The sequence below is a fragment of the Calditrichota bacterium genome (assembly GCA_020637445.1).
Classification (GTDB): Bacteria; Electryoneota; RPQS01; order RPQS01; family RPQS01; genus JABWCQ01.
This window is the reverse complement of sequence record JACJVZ010000002.1, coordinates 52625-77643: the sequence shown is the minus strand read 5'-3', so window position 1 is coordinate 77643 and position 25019 is coordinate 52625. Positions and strand designations below refer to the sequence as shown.

Annotated in this window: 13 protein-coding genes; 7 read left to right on the top strand and 6 right to left on the bottom strand. The window is 53.6% G+C overall.

The genetic code is table 11. The features are described from left to right. Window positions 1–39: 39 nt before the first annotated feature. Window positions 40–1446: an MBL fold metallo-hydrolase gene (locus H6507_08115; protein MCB9369052.1), complete on the bottom strand. Its 1407-nt coding sequence runs from the start codon at window positions 1444–1446 to the stop codon at window positions 40–42. A gap of 276 nt (window positions 1447–1722) precedes the next feature. Here H6507_08115 and H6507_08110 point away from each other — a divergent pair, with 276 nt between their 5' ends. The 3 genes from H6507_08110 (at window position 1723) to H6507_08100 (ending at window position 5143) form a co-directional block, all read left to right on the top strand. Beyond that, window positions 1723–2304: a helix-turn-helix transcriptional regulator gene (locus tag H6507_08110; protein MCB9369051.1), complete on the top strand. Its 582-nt coding sequence runs from the start codon at window positions 1723–1725 to the stop codon at window positions 2302–2304. Window positions 2305–2421: 117 nt separating this feature from the next. Then, on the top strand, window positions 2422–3654 hold the full coding sequence (locus H6507_08105; GenBank protein MCB9369050.1) for a cytochrome C: 1233 nt from the start codon (window positions 2422–2424) through the stop codon (window positions 3652–3654). Window positions 3655–3673: 19 nt separating this feature from the next. Beyond that, a complete protein-coding gene (locus H6507_08100) occupies window positions 3674–5143 on the top strand; it encodes a DUF438 domain-containing protein (GenBank protein ID MCB9369049.1) in 1470 nt (489 codons plus the stop codon). 90 nt (window positions 5144–5233) lie between these two features. On the opposite strand, the gene H6507_08095 is transcribed toward H6507_08100, so the two are convergent. The 4 genes from H6507_08095 to H6507_08080 form a co-directional block, all read right to left on the bottom strand. Then, a complete protein-coding gene (locus H6507_08095) occupies window positions 5234–7822 on the bottom strand; it encodes a hypothetical protein (GenBank protein ID MCB9369048.1) in 2589 nt (862 codons plus the stop codon). Between the two features lie 269 nt (window positions 7823–8091). Beyond that, the gene (locus H6507_08090) at window positions 8092–9525 is read right to left on the bottom strand and encodes an OmpA family protein (GenBank protein ID MCB9369047.1); all 1434 of its coding nucleotides are present in this window, start codon (window positions 9523–9525) and stop codon (window positions 8092–8094) included. Window positions 9526–9628: 103 nt separating this feature from the next. Next, window positions 9629–10024: a methylglyoxal synthase gene (locus H6507_08085; protein MCB9369046.1), complete on the bottom strand. Its 396-nt coding sequence runs from the start codon at window positions 10022–10024 to the stop codon at window positions 9629–9631. 133 nt (window positions 10025–10157) lie between these two features. Then, window positions 10158–15968 carry a glycosyltransferase gene (locus H6507_08080; protein ID MCB9369045.1) on the bottom strand — a complete coding sequence of 1937 codons (5811 nt, stop codon included), beginning with the start codon at window positions 15966–15968 and terminating at the stop codon, window positions 10158–10160. A gap of 231 nt (window positions 15969–16199) precedes the next feature. On the opposite strand from H6507_08080, the gene H6507_08075 reads away from it, so the two are divergent. Beyond that, complete coding sequence (locus tag H6507_08075) at window positions 16200–17189, top strand: hypothetical protein (protein ID MCB9369044.1); 990 nt, start codon at window positions 16200–16202, stop codon at window positions 17187–17189. Between the two features lie 196 nt (window positions 17190–17385). Then, entirely contained in the window at window positions 17386–18453 is a 1068-nt protein-coding gene (locus tag H6507_08070; protein ID MCB9369043.1) for a T9SS type A sorting domain-containing protein, read from the top strand. Between the two features lie 69 nt (window positions 18454–18522). Here H6507_08070 and H6507_08065 read toward each other — a convergent pair whose 3' ends face one another. Beyond that, complete coding sequence (locus tag H6507_08065) at window positions 18523–19992, bottom strand: deoxyribodipyrimidine photolyase (protein MCB9369042.1); 1470 nt, start codon at window positions 19990–19992, stop codon at window positions 18523–18525. 306 nt (window positions 19993–20298) lie between these two features. Here H6507_08065 and H6507_08060 point away from each other — a divergent pair, with 306 nt between their 5' ends. Together H6507_08060 and H6507_08055 are read left to right on the top strand one after the other, a co-directional pair. Beyond that, window positions 20299–22092 (top strand): T9SS type A sorting domain-containing protein, encoded by a 1794-nt coding sequence (locus H6507_08060; protein ID MCB9369041.1) that lies wholly within the window; start codon window positions 20299–20301, stop codon window positions 22090–22092. A 207-nt stretch (window positions 22093–22299) separates the two neighbouring features. Then, entirely contained in the window at window positions 22300–24927 is a 2628-nt protein-coding gene (locus H6507_08055) for a hypothetical protein (GenBank protein ID MCB9369040.1), read from the top strand. Window positions 24928–25019 lie beyond the last annotated feature (92 nt).

Sequence of the window (25019 nt, the reverse complement as noted above, 5' to 3'; positions counted from 1 at the left end):
ACACAATATACTGACTCACGGCGCGAGGTGCAACGGTCGCTATAATTTGACGCTGTCACCTTTCTGAGGTATCGTCACGCTCAATTGGTCATTGCCATAGAGCAACCGGTCGCGCAACGCAGACGCCTGTTCATGTTCGCCATGCACGAGGAATATCTTCTTGACTCCGGTCAGGTTGTCCGCAAACGCGTGCAGTTCCTTGGCATCTGCGTGCGCGCTGAATTCATTGAGAGTCAAGACTTCGGCGTTCACGTCGTACCAATCGTTGAACAATCTCACCTGCGGTTCGTGCTCGACCAATCTGCGTCCCAGCGTATATTCAGCCTGATAGCCGATGATCAGAATGATGTTTTCTTTGTGGCTGATGGTATGCCGCAAATGGTGCCGGATGCGGCCGCCTTCCATCATTCCCGAGGATGCGATAACGACAAACGGCCCTTTCTTGTCGTTAAGCTGCATCGATTCGCGCACGCTTCGCGTATACCGAATTCGCTCGTCGACCAACGGATAGTCGCCCGGATCGGGGAAGTCTTTCTTCGACTCAATATCGTATTGGTCCCGGTGACTCCGGTAAACGTCCGTCATGTTGATTCCCAGCGGACTGTCGATGTAAATTGGAATGTCGGGAATCGTACCGGCGTCGTGCATCCGGTGCAAGACATAAATCAGCTCCTGCGTTCTTCCCAGAGCAAACGACGGAATCACAACTTTGCCTTTGCGGTCCGTGGCGCGAATGATGGCATTCTTCAGTTTTTCATAGGCCAGTTCGCGCGGTTTGTGTTCGCGGTTGCCGTAGGTCGATTCGAGCAGAAGTACCGGACACTCTTCGTCGGAGTACATCGGGTCTTTCAAGAGCGGCGTGTGAAACCTCCCCAAGTCACCTGAAAAGGCCAGCCGTTCCGGTCCGTTCTCACCGTCGAATTCAAGCATCATCCACGCCGAACCTAAAATATGTCCGGCTTGATAAAACTTCAGTCTAACACCCGGAATCACAGTGTGCCACTTAGAACCGTGGTTCGCAAACGGCACCTCGCGAAACGCGCTCATTGTCCCCGGTATGTCATCCGATTCATAAAGCGGTTGAGACGGCTCGCTCAGTTCGATCTTTTCTTTGCGAAACCACCTCGTGTCATGTTCCTGAATGTTTGCGCTATCCTTGAGAATAAACTCAGTGATGTCACGCGTGGCCGCCGTCGAGAAGATTCTTCCCTTGTAGCCGCGGTTGACCAACAGCGGCAAGAGTCCGCAGTGGTCCAAGTGCGCGTGCGACAAAATCACAGCGTCTACATGTGAAAGTTCTTCACTCATTCCCCAGTTCAGTTCCAAAGCCTCCTTGCGGCGGCCTTGAAACATCCCGCAGTCCAACAACACACGTTTTCCGCCTGCTTCGATCAGGTGCTTCGATCCGGTAACTCCACCGGCTGCTCCGTGAAACGTAATCTTCATCGCCAAATTTGTCCTTCACTCGTTTGAGGAGTGTGCATCATACTATTCAACTCTTGAAGATAGGCAAAAGAACCGGGCTCTTCAAGCGTAAAAAAATAAAAGAACTTAACACATAGTAAAAGTACGGCAGGCAATTTACAACATGGAGCCAGACGTCTTGACTTTTACAGTGATGTAACCTACATTAAAACACATTTTACTGTCATTTATATTCAGGAAATCCAGACCATCATGTCTAACAGGCTTCCCAACCGCGACAAACGAAACTCCTCCGAGATGGATACTCTGACCCGCTACCTATCTCAATATGCTTTCGGAGAGAAAATTCGCAGGCTTAGACTCAAGAAAAGCATGGGTTTAGTCGAATTGGGAAAGCACACCGGCCTATCCGCAGCGATGCTCTCGAAGCTCGAGAACAACCACGTAATTCCGACCTTGCAGACCCTTTCACGAATCGCAATGGTCTTCTCCGTCGGGCTAGATCACTTCTTCATGGACCCCGCGCTTCACAAGAACATTCAAGTTACTCGCGCGAAAGAACGCATGGAGCTCGAGGAGAAGTTGGAAGGAAAAAGCGTCGTCTACCGTTTTCAATGCCTCGACTATCCAGCCAATGACCGTAAGTCCAGCTCATACTTGGCATTATTCAACGATGTTTCCGAGGGGCCCGTGGCTATGCACTCGCACGTCGGCACGGAGTTCATTTATCTTGAAAGCGGTGCCCTCGAAATTGACGTGGACGGAGAAATCGTGCAGCTCGAAGCAGGCGACAGCGCCCATTTTGATGGCAGCCTTCCGCACAGCTACAGAAAGATTGGGAAGGAAATGTGCCGTGCAATCGTCGTGACCGTACCGTAGCGTAGAATGTTGCCGCATGACGGTGACATTCTCACTTGCGGAATGTGAAACTTTTCACTAAATTTTGGAGAAATTAATCCATTTTTCCATTATTGTACCATTTTCACAGGTGTACCGATGAAAGCTATCTATTTACTTTTAGTTATCTTCACATTCGCTCTGTCTGCGCAGGCACAGTCCAAAGCCTGTATTGCTTGCCACAGCGAAAGCTCGCCCGGTGTAGTGGCAGACTGGCAGCTCTCCAAACACGCCGAAAACGGGATTTCTTGCGAAGATTGCCACGGTTCTGCGCACAATGCAGCCGATAACTACCGATTGGCCAAGCTGCCGACTCCGCAAACCTGCAACGAATGCCACGAAGATCAAGTCGCGCAATTCAGCAAAGGCAAACACGCGATGGCTTGGGCCGCCCAAAACGCCATGCCCACGATTCACTGGCAGCCGATGAGCCTAATTGACGGCATGAAAGGCTGCGGCGCCTGCCACAAGATTGGCTTGAAGAGTGACGATGAAGTCAAGAAATTGAACGAAGAGTACGGCGGCCACGGCAATGCCTCATGCGACGCCTGTCACACTCGCCACACCTTCTCCGTTGAAGAAGCGCGCCAGCCGCAAGCCTGCCAGACTTGCCACATGGGCTTTGATCACCCGCAGTGGGAGATGTACTCTTCGTCGAAGCACGGAGTCCGGCACGGATTAAAACAAATGGGTATATTACCGGAGTCCGCGTCCGCGCCGACCTGTCAGGATTGCCACATGCAAAACGGCAATCACGAAGTTCGCACCGCATGGGGTTTCTTGGCCGTCAGACTCCCGATGCCCGAAGATTCGCAGTGGACAGCGGACCGTGTGACGATTCTACAAGCGCTCGGAGTTTTGGATCCCTCCGGTCAACCTACAGGCCGTCTCGACGCCGTCAAAGCTGCCGACATCGCGCGCTTGACGCAGGAAGATTTCGACCGCGAGCGCAACAAGATGACCGAAACTTGTTCGCAGTGTCACGCGAAAACGTGGGCAAAGGGCGAGCTCGCCAAAGGCGACGACATGATTAAGAATGCCGATCACCTGATGGCCGAAGCGATTCGCATCATCGCAGATCTCTATCAAGACAACATCATTCCCAAACCGTCCAACTACGCCAATAACTTCCCCGATCTCCTGACCTTCCACGACGCGCCGTCCGTCATCGAGCAAACATTGTTCGTGATGTTCCTCGAACACAGAATGCGCACGTTCCAAGGAACATTCCACGCGAATCCTGATTACGCGCTGTGGTACGGCTGGAGCGAAATGCAGCGGGACCTGCAAGAGATCAAGGAACGCGCGGCGGAGTTGCGCGCTAAACATTAGACATATCAAGCACTCTCATATGGCAGCAGAACCCATTTACAGACTAACTCCCCAAACAATCGTTGGCAATCTGATTGAAGCCTTTCCCTTCTTGATCGAAGAACTGGGGAGATTCAATCCGCACTATCGCGCCTTACAGGATCCCGAACAGCGCAAACTGAATGCGTCGCAAGCCACGCTTGAGATGGCGTCGATGCGCGGCGGCGTAACCGTCGATGCGATGATGCAATTCATCGCCGGAGCGGTGCAGCAACACACGGGCCGTACGCTGATTATCGACGGAGCATTCACACAAACGGTTAGTCAAGAACGACTCGATGCGTTTCGTCAGATCATGAAAAAACTCCACGCCGGAGGAACGCTGGCGGAAGCGCAGCGCGATTTTGCATTGCTCGTCCGGCAATCTGCACCCGGCGAAATCGCCGAGATGGAGCAATATCTGATCAAAGAAGGAGTTCCGGTTTCGGACATCAAGCATATGTGCGACGTGCATCTGCAAGTCGTCAACCCAACTTTGGAAAAAGTGGCGATAGACGTGCCTTCGGGTCATCCGGTGCACACGTTCATGTCGGAGAACCGTTTGATCGAATTGGCGGTTTCGCACGTCAAAGCTATCATGGAAGCGGCCAACAACGCTCCGACGCCGACGGCTAACCCCGAAGCGTGGAAAGAACTCGTCACCTATCTCGACAAACTTGGCGAAATCGACAAGCACTATTTGCGAAAAGAGCATCAGATCTTCTCATACTTAGAGCGCTACGGATTTACCGGACCTTCGACCGTCATGTGGGCCACGCACGACGACATTCGCGCGCACTTGAAGGCCGTGCGCGAGGCCTGCAAAGCCCAAGACACAGACTTTGTCGCGGCCAATCTTCCGCCCGTGTTGAATGCGATTCTCATGATGATTCAAAAAGAAGAATCGATTCTTCTTCCCACGGCAATGAAGCTGCTTTCAGAAGAGGATTGGATCGCGATCAAGAAAGCCGAATCCGAAATCGGCTACATGGAAGCCTACAGTCCGGGCAGCGAGTGGAAGCACGCCGGTGTTTCAGGTGCACCCGTCACCAAAGCAAGTGACGGCCTGCTCAACATGGACGTCGGCGCGTTAACACTCGAGCAAGTCAATCTGCTTCTGACAAATCTTCCGGTCGAACTTTCTTACGTCGACGAAAACGACACCGTGCGCTACTACTCGAATCAGAAGCATAAGATTTTCGCGCGCACGCCCGATGCTATCGGCCGCAAAGTCCAAAACTGTCATCCACCGAAGAGCGTGCATCTTGTGAACAAAATTCTATCCGATTTCCGCACGGGCCGCAGGGACGTCGCCGAATTTTGGATTCCGTTCAACGAAATGTTTGTCCACATCCGCTACTTTGCGATTCGTGACAAAGACGGAAAGTACCGCGGGTCACTGGAAGTCGTACAGGACGTCTCCGGTATCCGCGCGCTCGAAGGTGAAAGACGCTTGCTCGCAGAGGAGTAGGGGCGGAAGACATTCCGCCCGCGCGCAGACTAGCAAAACAGAAGCGGCCCGCTCCAAAGAGCGGGCCGCTTTTCATTCTGAAAACCTAAGTCATTCGCAGTTAGTTACGACCACCCACCTTTGAAAATCAGAGCCTGCGTTGAAGCTGAACTCGTGATGTCCCGAAGTAACGACTTGACTTCCTGCCACGGAGAAATCCGCAGGAAAAACGCCGACAGGCGAGGAAGTAAAGTGGAATTTGTACTCGCCGTCAAGCGGCGCCCAAAATCCGAGCGTAAAGCTGGTGCCTCCGTTGTATTGAATGGACACACTGTCCGCGGGAACGCACCCTCCCAAGCAATAAGCCAGTTTCCCAAATTCAACAACATACGTCCCATCATCCAGCCGCACTAGTTCCAAATTGTCGCCCGTTCCTGACCGCATCCAGTAGAAATCGCAGTCAGGATCTCCTGCGCCCGCAACTCCAACCCATCCCTCGCTAAGCATCAAAGGCGGGTTGAGAACCATGTTGTATTCGAACAAATCTCCAATATCATACGACTCAACTGCAATTCCAACGAGTGTATCAGAATATGATGCTACAACCGAATAAGAAGTATCAAGAATCTCTACTACGAAAGGCATTGGGTTTTCGACACATGGCCTATTGAATCCCCAAAAAGTTACGTGAGCAATTGGCTCGAACACGCCATCAAAATCCTCAAAGTGCACTTGATCGCCGTCCACGTTGCTCTCTCGCAGGACCCACGTGAATCCGTCACTCGCCAAAGGTACTTGGCCCGCGACTGAATTATCCGGACACAAATGAACAGGCAAACACGGGCTTTCGGCGCAAGTGCGATCGAAGTCACATATTCCTCCCATTGCCACGCATGCCGTTTGGGTGGTGTCCACGCACGACAAATACTCCTCACCGTAGCAGCAGCGCGTCCTGCATTTAAATACATTTAGTGTATATGCTCCGCAATCCTCCGCATCGCGGCCCTCAATCTGAAGATAGAAAGTCCCAGGTTGAAGTGCTTCGCAGTATATAGATCCATTTAGACTCACCGCGATTTGATCTGCGCAGCAACCACCCATTAGACTGGCGCGCGGCAACCAATTGCCCTCAGGAACTACCTCAAACGTCCAATCATCTTCCTCCCAGACCGTAATGCGAACTATGTTGTCATCTGAGGTGTTCCATGTGAGAGAACAATTCACTCCCGCTCCACACGTGTTACCTGTAATCGACCCCGGCGCAAAAAGATTATTGTGAATGATGCAACCCTCGCACGATTCAACCTCCAATACATAGGGCCCCGAAGTGAATTCAATCCAATCTCCCTCAATATTCACGAAGTAGTTTCCGGCTTCCAAGTAAACACACTCTATGCGCGGTCTGTAAGAAAGTGGAACACAACCTGTACTGCGCGCATCGATGATGTCATCGTAAGATTCTACGCAGCATGTGGAAGTCAAGTAAATTCTCGGTGCCCAATCTGATGGAAGCTCGCACAATGATATGTCCCAAGCTCCGTCCCACGGAATGTTTATGATAACTGTTTGATCTTCCGACGGTTCAAGTAGGCAATCGTCTCCCGCACCTTCTGTGTCCCCGGAGAATGATCCGGGAGCGAATAGGACGCCGTCGGCTACGCAGTCACCGATCGGAACGCACATGAGTGACACACGGTAGTCAAGCGCCGTGGGAATGCCCGCTCCGTCCTGCGGGCGGATTGTAAACTCATAGTTGCCCGGCGGGGTGTTCAGTGCCTGCAGAGAGTAGCTTTCGCAAGTATATCCCAGTTCACCCAATGAGTGGTCAGCGCATGCCGCCAGTTCGTTTCCGGCGGTGACAAGAGTCGGAAATTCAGCTTCAACTGTAATCAACACTGCGCTGCGTTCAGCAATGCTGAATCGATACCAATCCGTGTCGCTGTACGGAACACCGCCGCGTGTGTATGTAAACGCTCGCGCAAAGTACGTTTGTCCGCACTCAATCTGTGTGTAGCTGGGGGTGCCTCCAAATACTGCATTGCACGGACCTCCGTTACAATCCAACTGTGCGTTTGTGCTGTCCACTGCCTCAGCACACTCGATCAAGTCTCCCTGCTGCATCACCACATCGCACATTTCACGGACTTCCAGAACGTAATCGCCCGATTCCGTTCCGTAGCCATCAACAATGATATATATCGTCGTGGAAGGCGGAAGAGAAACTCTTAGCTCGGCATCACCCGCGCATCCGGCATCCGCGCAGGCATTCTGCACACTTCCAGGGCAAGATCCGCCCGTTCGTATTTCCAGCAACGTATTGAAAGAGGAGCCGCACGTTGAGATGATGACATTCACTCCGCCAGGTGGAGAATCGTAACGATAAATGACGTCTGGAGCATTGCTGCTTCCACCGCCTCCGGCACAATTCCCTGCGCTGTTCCAATTGTTAAATCTGCCGACGGTACTTCCTGTGTCACTATAGGGTAAACTGGAGATAACAGTGGCGGGACAGCCATCCGCGCCTTGATCGAGGGGATTTCTACCTTCCCGATTGCCAACTTGAGCAGTTACCGAAGACGCAGACAAAACTTGAAGTGAATTGGCGTCACTCTGCAAGTCGCCCTGCGATCTGGCAACTGAACCCAAAGTGCTCAAAACCAAGAGCAACGCCATGGCATAGACACATATATCCTTAAGCATAAACGAGCCTCTTATATCGTCGTTACTACGAATGTTGTCAAAATACTCTCAGATGCGAGGAATTGCAATAGAAAACAAACTCAAAACACGACAATCGAAAACCAAATCCGCGCTTTTGTGCCCAATCGCATCTATCTTGACGTATGAACTCTGCGTGAAGAATATTACAAATCAAATCAACAAAACAAAGCGACCCACTCATAACGAGTGGGTCGCAAAATTTCAAGCGCCTGCGTCAGCGCAAAAAGTGCTTAGCAAGCACCACGCACCTACTTGGTACGCACGAAATCGATGCGGCGGTTCTTCTGACGTCCTTCTTCAGTCGCATTGTCACCAATCGGCTTGTCCGGACCGAAGCCCTTCGTCGTCATGCGACCGGCGTCGATTCCCTTCGCCACCAGCCATGCCTTCACGGCATCTGCGCGCTGCTGCGACAAACGCTGGTTGTAAGCCTTTGCGCCGCGGCTGTCTGTGTGACCTTGAATTTCAACTTCGAGATCCGGATTGAGTTTCAACGTATTGTAAGCCTTCATCAAAATCTCTTCGGATTCCGGCTTAATGTCAGCCTTTGACGTTTCGAACACAATACCTTCGAGCGTAATCGCTTGGCCGACTTCCGTCACGACCAGCTTCTCGACGTCGTCTTCCGGATTCAGCGGATTGTCACCGCGATTCACCTCGACGCCGTCTTCCACACTGCCCTTGTCGGTGTCTTTGTCGAGCGGATTGGTCTTGTGCGTCAAGACCTCCGAACCGTCGGTCAACTGGTCACCGTCCGTATCCTTGTTGTTCGGATCGGTCTTGTATTCGTTGACCTCTGCTCCGTCGTCCAAGCCGTCGCCGTCCGTATCCTTCATGGTCGGATTGGTCATGTGCACGTTAACTTCATCGCCATCAGACAGTCCGTCGCCGTCCGTATCCATCTTCAATGGATCCGTTTTGTGCGTCATGATTTCCGAACCGTCGATCAAGCCGTCGCCATCCGTATCGGGGTTGAGCGGATCGGTCTTGTGGGTGAAATATTCGTCACCGTCGGAAAGCCCGTCACCGTCGGTGTCGGGATTCTTCGGATCGGTTCCCAGCTTACGTTCTTCGCGGTCGGGAATGCCGTCTCCGTCCGTATCCTTATTCGGGTTGCCGCGATGCACGCGCAAACCTGCCAGGACATTCATGTACGCGTCGTTCGAGCCGTCGTTAATCGGATTTACTTCGTCCGACATAATCATATTGTAACCGCCGTGCAAATCGAACGACAAAAACTCGTCGATATGATACTGCACGCCGAGTCCGAAGGGCACAACTGCGTTCCAGCCGTCAATCTTGGCGCTTGGGTCGGCCATGTCCGGCACGTCCGAAACGTCGTGGTGCAGCATTCCGATTCCCGCATAGACAAACGGAAACCATTTTTCCTGGTGAAACGGCGCAAACCTCGCGCGCAAATCTACCGGCAGAATCTCCGCGGAATACTGATCGGCACGCAGACGGGCGAAAGCGATTCCCAACTCAACCTGCAGCGGATCGGCGATCGGATATGCCATACTATAACGAACTTTCAGACCCATTTCGGCGCCGTCAGACTCATTCGTCGGCATCGCGATACCGGCACCCAAGTAACCTTCCAAGCCCAGTGCTCTGAATTGCGCCGAAGCGATCAGCGGCACCAGAACCAAGGTTAAAACAAACAAATTCATAATTTTACGCATAAGACACCTCAATTGCCTGATTTCGTATGGCTGACCTTGAGCCAAGTCTCAACAATATATAACATTACCTCACGAACTTCAAGCCCTTTTCGACTCGCAGCTCCTAATTTATGCCGCCTTGATCACCCAGTTGATGCCAAAGCAGGGACGAGATCAAAAAGTCCGCCGTACGCTTATTGCACGCTGTTGGAATGTCATACAAGACAGACAACCGCAGAAGTGCCTTGACGTCCGGATCGTGCGGATGCGTATCCATCGGGTCCCAAAAAAATATCAGCACGTCCACCTTGCCTTCCGCGATCATGGCACCGATTTGCTGGTCTCCGCCAAGTGGCCCGCTCCGCATTCGATGAATGAGAAGTCCGGTCGCATTGGACACGACTTCGCCCGTCGTTCCCGTCGCGTAGAGCGAATGTTCGCTCAGTGTGAGTCTATTGTAATCGGCCCATTCGGCCATATCGGATTTTTTTGCGTCGTGCGCAATCAACGCAATGTTCATTTGCCACCTCGATGGTGTAAGTGTACCCGTCGTCTAAGCACGGCAAAAGATACGGCTCTCTCCGTTCAAAATCAATCGAAAACAAAACGGGCGACCCTCGCGGCTCGCCCGTTCTATTTGGTTGCAGTTTCGTCTATGCAAACTGCTTGGACATCGTGTGAGAAGGTTTACGGTCTGTTTTGACAATCTGTTCGGTCAAGTACACTGCCAGCTTTTCTGCGGATCTGCGCCAATCAAACTTGCGCGCTTCGGCAAGTGACGCTTGTGAGAGTTCGTGCCGGCGTTCGGGATTCAACAATATATCCTTTGCCGCCGCGGCAAGTTTCTGTGAATTCTCGGCTTTTACATAAACCGCCGCGTCGCCGCAAGTTTCTTCTTGAGCAAGCTGCTTTGAAGCGATGACCGGCGTGCCCAATGACATGGCATTCACAAGCGAGAGCGAAAGTCCTTCCATCAATGACGGATTCAGAAACGCGACCGTATCGACATACAGCTTTGTCAAATCCGCTTCCGAAAGATTCATCGGAATCACCATCATGCTCGGATCAAGTCCGTCACGCGTTACGGCCGAGCGAATTTGTTCCGCGGCCTTCTCGTTCAGGTTGCAAGCCAGCACGATTTTGATTGCAGAATTGACCGTCTTGCGCAATTCTTCAACCGCAAACAAAATCGTCCGCAGGTTCTTCACGGGCGCCAATTCGCCGGTATGCAGGAAGAACGGCGCTTGTTCGTTCGCCAACTTTTGCAGCTCCACGTTCTCATAGTTCGCTCCGGCGAGCTCCTTCGACAAGGTTGGTCCGCCGTGAATCACGCGCAGATTCTTCAACTGCGTTCCCAAACGAATTTGCATCTCCTGCAGCGTCGCCTGAGTCGAGCAATAGGAAATATCGCAGTATTCCTTGATTGCGTTCAGTGATCCGACGTAGCGTTCGCGCACCATGGGGTCGTGCGTCAAATAAAATTGCGGATAAGCCAACGGAATCAGATCGTTCATCGCGCACGTCACGATCATCCCCGCTTCACGTGCCGCACGCATAGAGTCCGCGGCATGTTCGGCATGAGGATTCGGCACGAACAAAGCCTGCGCACCCGAACGCGCCAACTCCCGCCACGCGGTTAAGTGATACGCGTCCGCGACTCCCGCCGCGGCAAGTTTTTGCTTCAAAACGTCTGTACGCGACGTGACAAGCTGAATAGTCCATTCGGGACGCACCTCGCGCAAGTTGTTCAGCAGTTCGAGAAAATATCTGCCGGCGTCACTGGCAAGCAAATGATCGTGCGTGAGCATTTCCGCGTCAATCGCAACCGTCATGCGCGGTCCCGGCGTCACGACGAAGTGCGGCAGCTTTTCAGCGCGCGGCGTAACGCGGATGTTTGCGCTCGTTGCTTCGCTGTTGATATCGATCAAATAGAAATCCAATTCGTCCGAGCAGTCCAGTTCATAGTCGATCGCACCCGCGGCTTTCAGCCAACCGTCAACCAGTTGTCTCGTTACCAGCCAACGGTGCTCGGGGTTGTGCACGAGATCGGGGTTATAGTTCGGCTTGTCCGCGTTCGGAATCGTGATCAACACGCGCTTGCCGACGCGCATGCACTCTTTCAGCGCGGTAACCGCCATTTCCCATTCGACGTGCTCGAAAATTTCCGGCGACATGACGATGTCGAAACTCTTGTCGCCTTGCGGTAGACCTTTCGTCACGTTCGCGAATCTGAACGTAATACCCGGACGCAGCGCGCGCGCGACGTCGATCCGCTCTCTATAGATATCGACGGCCTCATGACCCTTGCAGAAGTTGATAACGTAGCCGTTTGCCGGGCCGACTTCCAGAATTCTTCCGGCTCCTGCGCTCTTCTCCGCCAGCCAGCGAACGCGTTCGCGCTGAAGACGTTCCGTGTAGATATCGTCAGGATGCGTCGCGTAGAATTTCATGAGGTCGGTCGTGCACGCGGGCTCCGTGCTGAGCACGGCTTCGTAGCAACTCAAATAGCTCTCCGCCGCGTTTAGCCAGCAATTTTCCTCAGCATACTCAATCGTCGCGTCCTTCAGCATTCTCGCCAAAAACGGATTGCGCAGCGCGCGGACGATCGATTGCACGAGATCAAAATCCTTCGTTACTCGCATGGTCACAGGAAGCGCCACGTCGAACGCAGGCGAGCTCGATGTCACCGTCGGTCGTCCGCTTGCTATCGCGTGCGCCATGCAGCCGGAGCTCTCAAAACGCATGCTTTGATGATTCAGCACAATCACGTCGCACGCCTGCAGAGTTGCCATCATCTCTCTGTCGGGAACAAACTCCGACAGAAACTTAATCTGATTCTGCATGTTAAGTTCATTCACACGATTCATGCACTGCACGAGATACTCGCGGCCCGTTTTACTCGCGGGGTGCGGCGCGCCCATGATCAAAAGTTTGGCTTGCGTGTGCTCGTGAATTGCGGGCATGGCCTCAATGAGTTCCAGAAGCCCCTTGTGCGGATCGACCATGCCAAACGTGGCCACCACTTTCTGAGCGGGATCCCATTCGAGTGCGAGCTTCGCCTCGGCAAGGTCCGTGAACTCCGGCGTCGGCACGGGATGCGGCATAACCTTCACGCGATCCGGCGGCGCGCCCAGCGCAACCAACTCGACCGCGTTCTGCGGATGGTGCACGCGGCACGCATCGCTGTGGCGCGCAATTTCTCCAAGCGTCTCGTCAATCGTTTCCGTCGTATGGAACATCGTTACGATGCGAATGTTGTGCGCGCGCGCTTGTTTGACAACGTCAAGCAGCCAGCCTCCGAGCGGAAATATTCCGCCGTGGTTGATGTGCAGAACCTGAATCTTGTTCGCCAGCAGCGTCGGCACAATGTCTTTTCCGCCGTCTGTTTCGCGCGTCCAGCAGCGTATCACATTCGGCAGGTCCGCCGCCGTTAGGTCCGTCGACTTTTCGGCCAAAACCAAAACGGTTTCACCGAGGTCGGTCATCGCGTCACACAGCTTTTCGGCATAAGTTGCCAGTCCGCAGCGCTGATGATAAGTGGTCAAGAGCGCAATGCGCGTGTCAGTTGTCATAGATCGGTTCTCTTCCGGTTTATCCAAAGGTACCACGCGCCCGTCCGCGAGCCGCATGAATCCGTCTTCAAGATAATAGCTGTCCGCGTCGTCGAGCATCAGGTCTTTCCAGCGTGAAAGCAGCCGCTGGTAATTCGCGCCGCTTTTGTTATGTCCATTGACGGTTTTCGATTCGTGGTGGTAGATTTTGCTTTCCGGACAATACCAAACCTTGCGCCGGGTTTGCGTCACCTTCATACACAGATCGATATCTTCGCAAGAATTAACATAGGCTTCGTCGAAACCTCCGACCTCCATGAACAGTTGCCGCCAAATCATCAGACAGCTTCCCGCGATAAATTGAAACGCGCGCGGCTTGTTCACCGCCGGATGGTCAATCGCAAGCTGGTTGTTATAGATGCTATGCACCGTCGCGTTCGCGTCGCACACGATACCGGCCTGCTGAATCGTATTCGAGTTAGGATAGATCTGCATATTCCCGACGATGCCGATTGAGCGGTCTTCAGAAACGGCCTTAACCATCGCGTCGAGCCAGTTCGGCGTGACTTCAGTGTCATTGTTCAAGAATACCACAAGCTGTCCGGTCGAAGCGCGCGCGCCGTCGTTGCAGGAACGCGCGAAGCCGTAGTTCTGCTCGTGTGTGACAACGTTGATTTTGTTGCCGAGCGAAGCCAGATACTCTTTCGTGCCATCGGTTGAACCGTCATCGACGACGATAATCTCGAACGGAGTCTCTTCTTTCGTGTTAAACAGCGACGTTAAGCACGCCTTCGTGTAACTCAAGTTGTTGAACACCGGAATCACGACGGACGCGACAGGTTTTTGCTTCGGCAAAACACTCGCGTCGGGTTTGGCCATGAAAATAAACTGCTGCGCCGTCAGTTCGTTGAAATCTTGCGGTGAAACGTCGCGCAAAACCAGTCCGCCCAAATCTAAGGTCAGTGGTTCCGTTGGCAAGCTCTTCACCTGTCCTTCATACAGCGGATCGCGCACCGTCTCCACAAGCTCCGCGCGCAATCCCGCCGACGCGAACAATTTCTCCATATCGCTCTTGGCAAAGAAACGCAGATGCGTGCTGTCGAGAATTCCGTATTCCTGATAGTTCCACGATCCTTCGAGCAGTTGGCCGATCACGCCGAGATTTCGCACGTTCGGCAGACTAACGATTAAGCATCCCGTGGGTTTCAGATGCGACACGAGTTTTTGCAGCGCCTTCCACGGATCGATGAGATGCTCGAGCACGTCTCCGCACAAAATACAATCGAACTGCTTTTGCGAAAATGGCAATTCATCGGCTTCCACGTCGAGAACGTGCACGTCGGCGAGCACTTGCCTTGCGACTTTGGCGACTTCGGGATGAATTTCAATTCCCGTGACGCGTGCGCCGGTTAACTGCTGAATGAGTTTGCCGGTCGCGCCGTTGCCGCAGCCGACGTCGAGCACTTCACGCGCATCCTTCGGCACACGTTCGGCCAAATTGCGGCGCGCATTTGCGTAGTAGTAGTCGGGCTTGAGCGTCTGTTTTTCCACGTTGGTGTTCCCGCGTTGTATGCTGTTCGGTCGTCTGTCCCACGGCGCGAGTGTCATGTGCGGCTGGTCGAGCAGGTGCTCGTAGTAGCCTTCGTTCGCGTGTTTGACGTCTTTATTTTTGTTCCAGTGATATTTCCGCAGACGGTCTTCGGCAAACATGTAACCGAGATGCTCGATTTTGATATCGGCGCGCATTCTGTCGCCCGCGATGTTTTGCGGCACGCGTTCGCAATGCAGATTTCCCGCATGCGCCGTCGCCTGAAATTGAAGTTCGGTCCATTTCTGCGTCGTCGGACGAAACAGACACGGATGGTAGATGCCCGTGTAAATCCCGTCGGTGCGATAGTGCGTGTAGTCGTTCCAAAGATACAGGAACTCAAAATCGATCTGAGTGACGTGCTTGGGACACTTCTTGATTTCATCAAGGATTCTATTCGGCGCGGTCGGTTCCAAGAGTTCGTCACCGTCGATTGCCAGCATCCAATCGAACTTGTAGTCGAGCGCCATTTCCCACATGCGATTCTTGTCACGCGCCTTGTCGGTTTGCGTTTCTTCGCGGCGCTGATAGGCCACGACGGCAGGATGCACCATACAGATTTCCGGAGTTTTGTCGGTCGAACCGTCGTCGTAGACGATGATGCCGTCGCAAATCGTCGCGCTGCTATCGAGCACGTCGCGCAGCCAGCGATCTTCATTGCGAATGTTCATCATTGCAAAAATCACCGGATGCTTCACGGTCACTTTGTTGGATGCATAGACGCACAGCGAATCACCCTGCGCAGAAATTGTCACCGAGTCAAACAGCAGTGTGAACATCTCGCGCAAGGTCTCTTCGGTCCACAACGTCGCATGTTCGGAATGATAGCTCGCCAAGTTGTTCGGCACACACACGGTCAAACTTCCGCCGTCGGACAAAACACGCGAGCACTCTTTCAAAAGCGGCAGCGGATGCGCAAGCTCAGATAAAATTCCCGTCAGCACGATACCGTCACAGCTTCCATCCGCGCAGGTGAGCTTTGAGCCTTCGATGAGCTGCGCTTTAATTTTTTCGGCGTCGGTGCGAGTAAGTGTGCGGCGCACGTCTTCCGTGGCCGCGAGTGCAAGTGGCGACCAGTCAATGAGCTTAACGGCGAAACCCTGTTCGACAAATTTTTTCAGAGCGTCACTGCGACCGTTGCCGATCACAAGCAGGCGGCTATTTTTCTTGGTGTGTTTCAGAACCTGCTCGACCAACCCCGAAGGGATTTCGGCGGTCAGCCCGAGATAGGCGTTGGTGCGGTTGGGGCGCGCGGCGAATAGTTCATCGCGGCGCTGCTTCAGGATGTCAAACGGGGATTTGCGGAAGTCGGACGGAGTGGCCATGGCCGTGCCTTTGGGCGAAAGTTCTGGGATTGGAGTAATGTGGTATAACATTCAGCAAGGACTATACCAGCAAAACTCACACTTTTTCATGTTGAAAATACGGAGCTTACGAGATATAACAAAACAGGTCACGGCAGATTGTTCCGCAGGGTTTTGCCGGGCGGTTTTGGCTTTCCTTTCACGGCGGATTCCCGTATCATAAAAGAACCCAACCACCACCTCGCATTCACTATGAAACTGCTCCTTTCTTTTCTATTGCTCGCACAGGTTTCGTTTGCTCAAACCATCAACATCTTCGACCGAGCGGCACTGCATTTTTCGCCGGACAGTTCGGGAAAATACCTGCATCCGGGCGAAGTCGCGCTCGACAATGGGCGCATCGTCGAAAAACAGGTGACACTCCCCAAGCTCACGCAGCCGACGCGGATCACGGCCAAACTCTGGCTGCATCCAATTCCCGTCGATGAAATCAAAGTCGCCGACCGTTATGATCGCGGCGGAAATGTGCGGCTACTGCTCGCCGATTCGCTCGAACTCGAAGTGCTGCGGTTTATCACGTCGTTCGGCGGCGAGACCTCGCACGAAGCCGACGTGACGCAACTCGCGCCCGTGCTGCAAGGAATGCAAACGTTTCGCGCCTCGATTGACACGTGGGTGAGTCCCGGTTGGGAACTCGATTTCGCGCTCGAATATGTGCCCGACAGTACCGCGCAGATGCCCGACTACGTCGCGCCGATTTATTATCAGGATTCCTTCACGCAAGAAAAAATGCCCGCCGGAGTTTCGACGGACATTGTAATTCCTGATTCGTTCGCCTATGCGGTGATCTATTACACCTCCACCGGCCATTGCACCGACGGTCGCGACGAAGACGAATTCGTTTCCAAGCCGAATGTCATCTCCGTCAACGATCACGTCATCGAACGCTTTCATCCGTGGCGCGACGACTGCAAAAAAATGCGGCAATACAATCCGTATTGCGCGCGCTGGACGAACGGCTGGTGGTCATCGGATTTTTCGCGCAGTGGTTGGTGTCCGGGCGACATCGTCCTGCCGCATCAAATCGACGCGACGGACGTCATGCAAAAAGGCCAACAAAATGTCTCGATTAAAATCGAAAACATGCGCCCCAAAGACGAGAACAACCATTACGGCGTCTGGAAAGTTTCGGCGTATGTGGCAGGCTGGAAGAAGACGCCGCTGCTCTGGCAGAATTGGTAATTCCGATTCCCCCCCCGGTCTTCCGGGGGTTTGAAATTCCCCCCCGGTCTTCCGGGTGGGCTAGGGGGGGGCAAACATAAAGGCGCAACGTTTCCTCCCGAGTCAGCACCATGTTCGCTTTCACATCTGGAACTTGATTTTTTTTTGTACTTCGCTATCTTGCAGTTATTGACCACCAAATATTTTCGAGGCACACATGCGCAGCATTCCCGGCCTTGGCTTACTAATTTTGTTCGCACTTTCGACAACTGTCTCCGCGCAAATCACGATTACGTCATCAAGTCTTGCAGGGATTGGGACGGTTGTACACAAACGGTCTTCCACAGAGCGCCTTACCGTCGATCCCGATCTTCCAGGTGAGAATCAACTATGGGACTTACGCGGATATGAGTGCCCCAGCATGACTACGGAGGAGTATGTTGATCCTGCAACAACGGAGTACTCGAGCACATTTCCCACAAGCACGATTTGTGTAAGGTACACTTCAAGTGACGGCACGGTGACAGAGCTTTACCGCAGGCTTCAAGGCGATCACTATGAGAGTCTAGGAGGAGTCCTTTTTCAAGAAGGATTTGATCCATCGATTCTAATTTACGAACCACCTCTATTGTTAATGACACTGCCATTTGTCTATGGATCACCTGCAACGATAAACGTCACGCACTCATCGGCGGAAATACTTCCAGGAGTTACACTCTTTCTGTGGGATAGCACGGTAACAGTCGTGGACGGATGGGGGACAGTGCTGACGGATAGTGGCAGCTACGAAGTCCTCAGGACATATGAAGAGTCGTGGGGTGCGTCGTGGTTTGCGGGCGAGACGCCAGACACTACGGTCTATTCTTACTTCAGATGGAAAGAAGAGCACGGCATTCAAATTGGGAGTTTTGGCTACCAGGGACTCGATACGGCAGGGATTGCGGGTGTTAATGTCACGGACTTCATTCAATATGTTGACGTCCCCAGTCAACCTAACATCATCACAAATTTCTCTCTTCTCCAAAACTACCCCAACCCGTTCAATAGCACGACACAGATTCGGTTTGATTTGCCCGCGACTTCGCAGGTGCAATTGCGGGTCTACGATATCATGGGTCGCGAAGTCAATACGTTGATCGGCAATGAACAAATGTCGGTTGGGTCGCATGTAGTTTCGTGGAACGGCACGAGCAACTCGGGAGCCAACGTCGCGTCGGGAACATACATCTGCCGCATCGAAGCGGGCAGCTATCAGAATGACATGAAGATGATCTTGTTGAAGTAGTTTCATCATTTCAGAAATCAAAAAGGAGCCGCGATCACTCGCGGCTCTTTTCATTTCAATCTACTCCCACTATTCGGAGAACTTCGCAATGTAGTTCTTCACTTTCACTTTGCGCGCGGTGTTCTCGCTGCTCATGTACCTGATTTGCCCGAAGATCTCGCGCTCGGGAAACCACGGACGGTCGTAGCGTCCCAGACACCACAAAATCCCACTGTAAGAATTCGGATCGCGTCCGTCGAGCGCCCATTTGTCGTTCTGTTCGATCATGATTTCCAGCGCAGCCTCCGGCGACTCCGACCATTCCAGAATCTTCTTGCCCCATAACATCCTCAGATAGTTGTGGATTTTCCCCTCGCGCCGCAATTGAGTCTGCGCCGCATTCCAGAGCGGATCATGCGTCGCCGAGTTTTCAAATTCTTCCTTCGAGTAAGTCCACTTTCGTTTGTCTTTGCGATGTTCGTTCAGTGTCTTCAAAGCCCACGGCGGCAGCGACGAAAACTCTTTGTAATCCTCGCGCAGATGAGTAAAGTTGTAGCCAAGTTCCCGCCAAGTAATCAACTCATCGAGAAAACTCTCGGCATTCCGCTCAATCCCCCACCAGCCCTCCTTCTTGCCTGCGACGTTATCTGCAAGTTTATCGGGCGACCAATTCTCCCGCTTCGCAAGCTCCGAAAAAATCTGATGCACAGAAATCTGTCCGAAATGCAAGTAGGGACTCAAGCCACTCGAAAAATCCTGCTCAGGTTGATTGCGGTCGTCAGCATAGTGTGAAAGTTTGTGATCCAAAAACTCTCGCAGCAGTTTTTCCGCAGCCGATGTTCCACCAATTGTTTCAACAGGGGTGACCTCGTGCAACAGCGGAAGTTCGTTCATCCAACTCTGATTGGCAAGCAACTTTTCAGGATCGGCAACCGGCCACTGTGCTGTGATGCGCTCATCGATCGTCGCAACAGGCAAAGACACTCTTGCGAGCGGATCAGCTTTGGGAAATATGTCAATATGTTCACGCAACGTGCGCTGCATATATCTGCGAAACGCAAACGCCGTCGGATAGGTCACCTCCGTCGCGCGCAATGGAAGCAGCCCGCACGAATCCACCGCTTCAAATTTGCAGGTGAATTCGCTCGCGGCTTCGTTGACCAAGTCTTGATGCATTGCCATCGGAAATTCATCGACCACGACCACGGCCGCCTGCGATGCCAGAGCGCGCAACAGATCTCCGCGCTCACCGGGTATTCTCTCCACAAACGGATAGTAAAGAACGTTCTTCTTAGATAACCGCTTCTTGTTCTCGAACATCCCCTCCAGCAGGAAAACGTGCTGCCTTGGGCTCGCATACTCATAGACAAGCGTGAGAGATTCCAAAATGACCAGCGGCAAGCCAAGATGTTCCGCCCACTGTACGGCCCGCTCAAGCGCGAAGTTGTGTGAAACGCGCCGTTGAGCCAGCATCCAATACAACACGAATGATCCTGCTTGAATTTGCAGAGTATTCAGTGACCTAAGTCTAAGTGCTTTTGAGGCTAAGGAGTGGGTCATTATTTTTAAGAATTGAAGAATCCGGGAAGCAATTGGAAACGCTATGCCTCTGATTCTGACACAAAATTGATCAAGGTGGGTGGGTTATTAAAGCAAACTCTACACAAATCCACAAGTTAGAAGCTCAAATTCACTTGAACACCCGATAACAAAACCTGCAACTTTTTTTAGAAGGATGTGAGCTTCCCTTGACGATTAAGTAGTCTTACTATATTTTACATACTGCCTCTGGGAAAGACTAACTTTGAATAGCGATAAAAAAGAACCGATCTTGGTGGAAAATTCCTAAAATTAAGGAGTCCCGGTATGCGTAAGATTTTGATATTGTGTATCTTGGCGGTCTTCGTGATCGCGCCGTTTGCTACGGCAGAGCAGCTCCCGAGCCGCACCCGTGAGCAAATGAAGGTTGAAAACCCGACGATGCCCGATTTCACAAGCCGTACAGGTAGCTGTGCGCTGACGAAATTCCCCGGCAACATCTATGGTAGCTTTGGTGGCTATCCCGGCGATGCCTACTATCAATGGCTCGATCCGGAAACCGACGGCGATGGCAATTGCAGCGCGCCGTTCTATCCGTTCCACGTTTCGTCCGTGGACATTGCTCTCGTGATTTTTGGTAACAACGACGCGGATACGGCTGCCCAAAGCACCGTGTCGTTCAACGTGAATATCCGTTGCCCGGAAGATGCCGCGAGCGCGGGTATCCCGACCCAGTGCAAGGGCCCGTACGGTTCCGTGATGGGTACCGGCGGTATGGGTTCCTATTCGGTGACTCAGTTTGACTATGACAGCACCGATGGCATCGTCATCGTGAACGTTCCGGTTGATGCTTGTGTCAACGGCCCCTTCTTCGTAGAAGTTGAATTCACCGGTTGGGACGGCGTTGGTACGCCTCCGGGTATCTTCTGGGATATCGTTGCCGGCCCCGACTGTGCAACGTGGGGTTACTTCGATCTGGGTGTTGGCTACTGCTTCCTGAACAACAACACCGACTATAGCTGCTGCGGCGGTGCGACGGTTGGTCCGTGGTCCCTCTGGGCCAACGGCGATGCTGGCTATGATTGTGCAGCCTCAGTTTGTGAAGCGTGTGTTCGCACTTATCCTGGTGACGACGACAGCGATCCGATCATCATCGACTCCCCGTCGTGGAGCGGCACGGTTGACCTGTGCTCGTTCTGCAGCGACTATGACCAGCGTGTGGCTATCGGCGCAGCCGGCTCCTTCACGGGCCGTGGCGGCGACGCGGTTCTCCGCTTCACGTCGATTGCTGATCCGACCTGCTTCTTGATCACGCTTGCTCCGTCGGAAAGCTGCACGGACTTCTTCCGTCTTCGTTCCTGGTTGCTGGACAGCTTCGGTATCCTCGATGCCGGTCAGCCCATTTATCCGGGCGTCGGCGGCTTCCAGCGTTACAACTGGTCGGGCAATGGCGATGCGGACGACTTCGGCTGCTGGTTCCCCGACACCTACACGCTCTACATCGACACGCGTAACTGCTGCTGCCCGGTGGACGTGACGTTCAACGGCGACAACGCGTTGGCCGTTGAGATCTCCAGCTTCGCCGCCATCGCTGGCGACGGCAAGGTCACGCTCAACTGGCGTACGAATGCCGAAAGCGACATTGATCATTACATCATCGCCCGTAACGGCGAAGAACTTGCTCAAGTCGTTGGTCTTGGCGACAGCCCGACGGGCCACAACTACACGTTCGAAGACATCCATGTCGAGAACGGCGAGCAGTATGCCTATCAGCTGACTGCCGTGGCCTATGACGGCACGCAGTTCATCTATCCGCAGACGCAGTATGCGACCCCGCAAACGGGCGCCGGTATCGTTACCGAGTACGCGTTGATGCAGAACTATCCCAACCCGTTCAACCCGACGACCACGATCGACTATTCCGTGCGCGAAGCCGGCAGCGTTGAGCTGAAGGTCTACAGTGTGGACGGACGTGAAGTCGCGACGTTGGTGAATGGCACGGTTGAAGCCGGCCACCACACCGTCGAATTTGATGCCTCCGGTCTTGCCAGCGGTATGTACCTCTACAAGATGACGGTCAACGGCTTCACCGCGACTCAGAAGATGGTGTTGATGAAGTAAGCTTCATCGCCCGTTTCTGGTCCCGTAGTTTTACCTAATCTGTGACGGATGGGCCGCTAATTCAAACAGCGGTCCATCCGTCCGGTGTCTTACGAACTTCCAGATACGGGCATGAGAATTCGCTCTCATGCCCGTATTTATTTCCGGTGCGCTTTTGGTTCACCGGGTCCCAACCGAAAGATTTTCAACATTTTCCGGAGACTAAGTATGGTCAGCAAAATTATTCTTCGACTGTCGTTGATCATTGGAATTGCAGCATTGGCGTATGCAGGTGTAAACGCCGTGAAAGCCCCCGCTGTATCCCAATCAACGGCATTCGATACGTATGAAGAAATTGAATTGCCGTTTGACGCACTTCGTTCGGGCCGCGACGGCCGCTCGTTGGATGCGTTTGACACTACGTTCGTCATTGACGACATGGAAACGATCAACGGCTGGACTCACTACGACTTGACGGCTACTCAGCCTGCTTATTGGCATGTCGACAACGTGCCAATCGGCGACGCCAACGCTCCCGCTTGGTGGGTCGGCGACGTCAACTTGACGGACAACGCCGTGGCGCCCGGTGGATACAACAACGCTTGGCAGCAGCATCTCGAATCTCCGTCGATTGACTTGAGCGGCTCCTCGGCTCCCGTGACCTTGGCTTTCAAGGCTCGCTGGAAAGTCGAATCGCCCGGCGGCGAACCTGTCGGCTACGACATGTGGGACGGCTGGAACCTGCAAGTTTCCACGGATGGCGGCACGACGTGGGCAGTAGTTCCCAGCGCGAGCTTGTCGATTCCCTACACCGGAACCAGCTCCTACGCCTTTGGCGAGCAGTGGTGCCTCGGAACCGGCATCCCGGCATACGGCGGCGACACCTATGCAGCCGCGTACACTGTGTTGACTGCGAACCTGAACTCATATGCAGGTCAAGCGGATTTGAAATTCCGCTACAGCTTCTATTCGGATCCCGGCTTCAGCGCGGCAGACGATTCGTCGTACTACGGTTTGATTGTAGACTCGATCCGCGTTTCCGACGCTGCGTCGACTCTGCTTTCGAATGACGGTGTTGCGGGCGGCGGCTGGACGGCCTATGCGGTCGAAGGCGGCGGTATTGGCGACACGTGGGACTTCGAAGATTCCACGGCTCCGACAGGCATGACGGGTATTCCCGATCAAGTGTATTCGTGGAATGCCGAGCACCGTGGTATTGCCGGTCTGAACAATGCTCTTCGCTCACCGTTGATCTCCCTGCCCGACACGTCCCTTCCGGGTGCTGATCCCCTCGCGTATCAGCAGCTCAAGATGGCCTATTACGTGTGGTGTGACTTGCTGGATTCCGACGGCGACGATGATGGCTCGCTCGATGACCTTTACGAAATTTACGTTTCCGACGACGGTGGAGTGACTTGGACTCGCATTGCCTATGACTATGCATATGCCAACTCGGACGTTCATCCCGACGCTGGCGACTCCGGTTTGGGTTGGGTGCGTCGTGAGTCCGGTCTTTCGACCGGTGGTGTTTCGGGCAACATCAACCTGACCCCGTGGGGCGGACATGACATTTACCTCGAGTTCCGTCTGCAAACGGACTGCAACAATGACGGCGGTATTGGTTCCGGTTTGCACGTGGACTATCCGATGGTCATCGCAACGCGCGCGTACAACACCGACGGCGCGACGGACAACATCGTGGTTCCGTTCCCCGTTACGGTTGGACTCGCCCGCTCTTGGCAGTTTGACTTCATCAACGAAGGCGTCGTCGCGATTGGCCCGACCCTTCGCTACCGTCAGCTTTACACCAAGCCCGACGGAACGAATCAAGGCACCGACTCTTTGAAGATCGCCAGCGGTACCGTTCTGAACACGAACGAGTTCGCGACGATCTCGGGCATCACTTGGACGCCCGCAGTTGCCGGTTCGCACAGAATCCGCGTCGTCGCGGTCGTCCCCGGTGATCAAGATCACTCGAATGACACAACGCGCACGCCGGTCAATGCTCCGTTGAACGGACTGTTCAACCTCGCGGTTGACGTTCAGCCTGCTGGCTGCTACGAACTTGCCCACCACAACCGCGACTACGACGTCGTACTGTCGAATCCGCGCTTGGTTCGTTACTCGCCGACGGAAGCCGGTGTGCCTGCGGCCGACGCAGACACGATGGACATCAACACGGTGCAGGTGATGTGGAATTGGGATCCGACCGACATCAATTCGCTGCCGGACGGTACGGCTCGCTGCCAGCTCAAGTTCTACGGCCAAGGTCCGGACAACCGCACTCCGGGTGCATTGCTCTACACCTACGAAGAAGAAATCGACACCAACGAGACTATTTCTCCGTTCGGTGGCGACTCGCTGCTGAATCGTTGGTGGGAAGTTGACCTGAGCATGGTTCCTGAGCTGAAGAGAATTCAAGGCGACTTCTGGGTTGAAGTCGGCGCTCTGGATTCAGTGGACGGATCAGGACTGCCCGGTTTGCTTGCCTTGGTCACTCCGGATCAAGACACGACCGATACCCACAACTACACGCGCCGTCTCGACATCACAGGTGAGCCTATTTTGGCTTCGCCGAGTCGTTTCATGATCGAAGTTCTGACCAAGCCGACGGCATGGCCGGATCCGATTACCGACTTGACGGTGATTCGTGACGCGTTGACGAACGACGCCGTGCTGCGTTGGTCGCCCGCCAATCGCGCGACCGGTTACAATGTGTACCGTTCGAACGATCTGAACAATCCGTTCCAAACGTTGTTGACCGCGACTCCGATCGCTGGAAACACCTATACGGATAGCGGCGTTCTTGCTTCGGCTGACAAGTACTTCTACGTTGTCACCGGCGTGAACGAATAACCAAGTCTTTCCGCAGACTGACAAGCCCCGCTTGCTTCGGCAAGCGGGGCTTTCTTTTGTAAAAGAAGAAGCCCTCGCACGCGCGAGGGCTT

What these genes read in the sequence shown, in the direction of transcription:
- H6507_08115 (MCB9369052.1), bottom strand. Translation starts at nt 1,446, where the DNA reads ATGAAGATTACGTTTCACGGAGCAGCCGGTGGAGTTACCGGATCGAAG.
- H6507_08110 (MCB9369051.1), top strand. Translation starts at nt 1,723, where the DNA reads ATGGATACTCTGACCCGCTACCTATCTCAATATGCTTTCGGAGAGAAA.
- H6507_08105 (MCB9369050.1), top strand. Translation starts at nt 2,422, where the DNA reads ATGAAAGCTATCTATTTACTTTTAGTTATCTTCACATTCGCTCTGTCT.
- H6507_08100 (MCB9369049.1), top strand. Translation starts at nt 3,674, where the DNA reads ATGGCAGCAGAACCCATTTACAGACTAACTCCCCAAACAATCGTTGGC.
- H6507_08095 (MCB9369048.1), bottom strand. Translation starts at nt 7,822, where the DNA reads ATGCTTAAGGATATATGTGTCTATGCCATGGCGTTGCTCTTGGTTTTG.
- H6507_08090 (MCB9369047.1), bottom strand. Translation starts at nt 9,525, where the DNA reads ATGCGTAAAATTATGAATTTGTTTGTTTTAACCTTGGTTCTGGTGCCG.
- H6507_08085 (MCB9369046.1), bottom strand. Translation starts at nt 10,024, where the DNA reads ATGAACATTGCGTTGATTGCGCACGACGCAAAAAAATCCGATATGGCC.
- H6507_08080 (MCB9369045.1), bottom strand. Translation starts at nt 15,968, where the DNA reads ATGGCCACTCCGTCCGACTTCCGCAAATCCCCGTTTGACATCCTGAAG.
- H6507_08075 (MCB9369044.1), top strand. Translation starts at nt 16,200, where the DNA reads ATGAAACTGCTCCTTTCTTTTCTATTGCTCGCACAGGTTTCGTTTGCT.
- H6507_08070 (MCB9369043.1), top strand. Translation starts at nt 17,386, where the DNA reads ATGCGCAGCATTCCCGGCCTTGGCTTACTAATTTTGTTCGCACTTTCG.
- H6507_08065 (MCB9369042.1), bottom strand. Translation starts at nt 19,992, where the DNA reads ATGACCCACTCCTTAGCCTCAAAAGCACTTAGACTTAGGTCACTGAAT.
- H6507_08060 (MCB9369041.1), top strand. Translation starts at nt 20,299, where the DNA reads ATGCGTAAGATTTTGATATTGTGTATCTTGGCGGTCTTCGTGATCGCG.
- H6507_08055 (MCB9369040.1), top strand. Translation starts at nt 22,300, where the DNA reads ATGGTCAGCAAAATTATTCTTCGACTGTCGTTGATCATTGGAATTGCA.